The sequence below is a fragment of the Azospirillum sp. B4 genome, assembly GCF_000333275.1.
GTDB lineage: Bacteria > Pseudomonadota > Alphaproteobacteria > Azospirillales > Azospirillaceae > Nitrospirillum.
In genome coordinates this window covers 1-3,087 of the sequence record NZ_BACU01000075.1, presented here as the reverse complement: position 1 = coordinate 3,087, position 3,087 = coordinate 1, and the positions used below count along the sequence as shown (strand labels likewise).

Genomic DNA, 3,087 nt, shown 5'->3' with positions numbered 1-3,087 from the left:
TGAAAAGCTGGACAGCCGGTTGGCGCTGGTCACCGACCCGGCGAAGCCAGGTGGGGTCAGTGCCGCCGTGTTCAGCCGCTGGGTGCTGGCGCCGCCATTCAGCACGGTCGCGGAATTGCCGCCGGCGAACACCAGGACCGTTCCCTTGGCGGCGGCGTAATTGATGGCGGATACCATGGCACTGGTGGGCAGGTAGGTCAGGGACAGGTTGATCACCCGGGCGCCGGCGTCGGCGGCCTTGATGATGCCGTTGGCCACATCGGTGTCCGTGCCGCTGCCGCTGGCGTTCAGCACCTTTTCCGCCAGGATGGAGGCCTTGGGCGCCACACCGGCCATGCCGGCCCCGGTGCTGGTGACGGCGCCGGCGGCGATGGCCGCCGTGGCGGTGCCGTGGCCGTTGTCGTCGGTGTAGGCCCGGGGGCAGGTGAAGCTGCGGGCGGCGCAGGAGGAGGCGGCGGAGACGCGGCCGGCGATATCCGGCTGAGCCGCCGCCGCGCCGGTGTCGACCACGCCGATGGTGACCCCATTGCCGCCCGTGGCCGCGACCTCGATGGCGTTGGTCAGGCCCAACTGCGACCACCACCCGGTGGAATAGCCGGCCGCATAAGTCTGGGCCCCCGCCATCCGGGCGTCCCCCAAGGCGGCCGCCCAGAGGCACAGCCACGCCAGGCGGTGAAGGGGCAAGGCGCGCGGGGCGCCGCGTGTGGCCATCATCCCTGCCGCTCCCAACACTTTCGGCGGTCCGGTCAACCCAGCCCAGCCAAGGGCCCGGCCCAGGGACCGGCATGGCATGCAGGATACGCCATTTGGCCTAATCCCGGGCTAGACCATCTGGATAGGAGCGCGGCATCTTCAAGGGCGTGCCGCCCGGCAACCGCGTTTGCCGGGTAACAGTAATGCGCGTGAAGCCCCCAAGAAGACTGGAAAAGTATAAAACACGGCAGTACATAACGAGACCGGCTCGCTGCCAGACTTGAGGGGGCATTGGTCCCGCGACCGCCTTGTCAGGCGGGGCGTTCAACTCAAGACACTGGATTCCCGACCGGTTTAACGGGTTTCACGAGGTGGGTCATGGCACTGGAAAAGGCGGGGCGCTGGGCGCCCGATAGCTGGCGGTCTCGGGAAGTGCGGCAGATGCCGTCATATCCGGACACCCAGCGCCTGGAAGCCGTGGAGGCCCGTCTCGCCAACTATCCGCCGCTGGTCTTTGCCGGCGAGGCCCGGCGTCTGAAGGACCATCTGGCGCGGGTGGCCAAGGGCCAGGGCTTCCTGCTGCAGGGCGGCGATTGCGCCGAGAGCTTCGCCGAATTCCACCCCAACAACATCCGCGACACCTTCCGCGTGATGCTGCAGATGGCGGTGGTGCTGACCTTCGGCGGCGCAACGCCGGTGGTGAAGGTGGGCCGCATGGCCGGCCAGTTCGCCAAGCCGCGCTCCGCCGACCTGGAAGACATTGGCGGTGTTTCGCTGCCCTCATACCGTGGCGACATCATCAACGGCTTCGACTTCACGGCCGAGGCCCGGGTGCCGGATCCGGAGCGGATGGTGCAGGCCTACAACCAGGCCGCCAGCACGTTGAACCTGCTGCGCGCCTTCGCCCAGGGCGGCTATGCCGACCTGCACAAGGTGCACCAGTGGAACCTGGGCTTCGTCGACCGCAGCCCGCAGGGTGAGCGCTATCGCGACCTGGCCAACCGCCTGGACGAGGCGCTGGCCTTCATGGCCGCCTGCGGCATCACGGCGGAAACCACCGCGCAGATCCGCGAGACGGAGTTCTTCACCAGCCATGAGGCGCTGCTGCTGCCGTACGAGCAGGCGCTGACCCGCGTCGACAGCACCACGGGCGACTGGTACGACGTTTCCGCCCACATGCTGTGGATCGGCGACCGCACCCGCCAGCCGGATGGTGCGCATGTGGAATTCCTGCGCGGCGTGAAGAACCCCATCGGCCTGAAGTGCGGCCCGACCACCGACCCGGATGAGCTGATCCGCCTGATCGACATCCTGAACCCGACGGATGAGGCCGGCCGCCTGACCTTGATCGCCCGCATGGGCCATGACAAGGTGGCGGACAAATTGGCGCCGTTGCTGCGCCGTGTGCGGGATGAAGGCCGCACCGTGGTGTGGAGCTGCGACCCCATGCACGGCAACACCATCAAGTCGGCTACTGGCTACAAGACGAGACCCTTCGAACGCATCCTGGCCGAGGTGCGGGGTTTCTTCGAGGCCTGCCGGGCTGAAGGCGTGCATGCCGGCGGCGTGCATTTCGAGATGACGGGCCAGGACGTGACGGAGTGCACGGGCGGCGCCCAGGCCATCACCGAGCACGCCTTGGCCCAGCGCTACCACACCGCTTGCGACCCGCGCCTGAACGCCAACCAGGCGCTAGAGCTGGCCTTCCTGGTGGCGGAAGGGCTGAAGGCCTCCCGTTCCGGCCAGCCGCGCCGGACCCAGGCCGCCGAGTAAGGGCTGTTTCGCCCCCGGAATGGAACGGGCGGGTGCCGAAAGGCCCCGCCCGTTCGCCTTCCGGCACCGGATGCAGGCGGTCAAGTCAGGGCGGCGTCCAACGTGATTTCCGCGTTGAGCACGCGCGACACCGGGCAGTTGGCCTTGGCCTCGGCGGCGAGATCCTGGAACTTGCCGGGTTCGATCCCCGGCACCTTGGCCCGCACTGTCAGCTTGACGGCGGAGATGCGCCAGCCCCCGCCTTCGCCTTCCATGGTCAGCACCGCGTCGGACTTGATCTCCTCCGGCGTGAAGCCGGCGCCGGACAGCATGAAGGCCAGCGCCATGCTGAAGCAGCCAGCATGGGCGGCGGCGATCAGCTCCTCCGGGTTGGTGCCTTTGCCGTCGCCGAAGCGGGCGATGTAGGAATAGGGCACGCTGGACAGGGTGGCGCTCTGCGTCGTCAGGGTGCCGTCGCCATCCTTGCCGGTGCCGTGCCAGACGGCGTTCGCGGTGCGCTTCAACTGGGCCATGGCCGCTCTCCTCACTCTTGGGTGTAAGCCCTTGGCCGCGCTATCAGCGGGCCGGGCGATGGGATAAGAGTAGCAAGCTATCGTGTCAGTTCCATGCGGTTGTCGCATG

At 68.1% G+C, this 3,087-nt stretch carries 3 protein-coding genes; 1 reads left to right on the top strand and 2 read right to left on the bottom strand.

The features are described 5' to 3' along the window. The coding region (locus I55_RS32680) for a S8 family serine peptidase (RefSeq protein WP_159107099.1) at positions 1-714 on the bottom strand (714 nt) is incomplete at its 3' end. Between the two features lie 357 nt (positions 715-1,071). Here I55_RS32680 and I55_RS03320 point away from each other — a divergent pair. Beyond that, a complete protein-coding gene (locus I55_RS03320) occupies positions 1,072-2,466 on the top strand; it encodes a class II 3-deoxy-7-phosphoheptulonate synthase (RefSeq protein WP_044559085.1) in 1,395 nt (464 codons plus the stop codon). Between the two features lie 80 nt (positions 2,467-2,546). Here I55_RS03320 and I55_RS03315 read toward each other — a convergent pair whose 3' ends face one another. Continuing rightward, entirely contained in the window at positions 2,547-2,978 is a 432-nt protein-coding gene (locus I55_RS03315; RefSeq protein ID WP_085939927.1) for an OsmC family protein, read from the bottom strand. Positions 2,979-3,087: the final 109 nt, after the last annotated feature.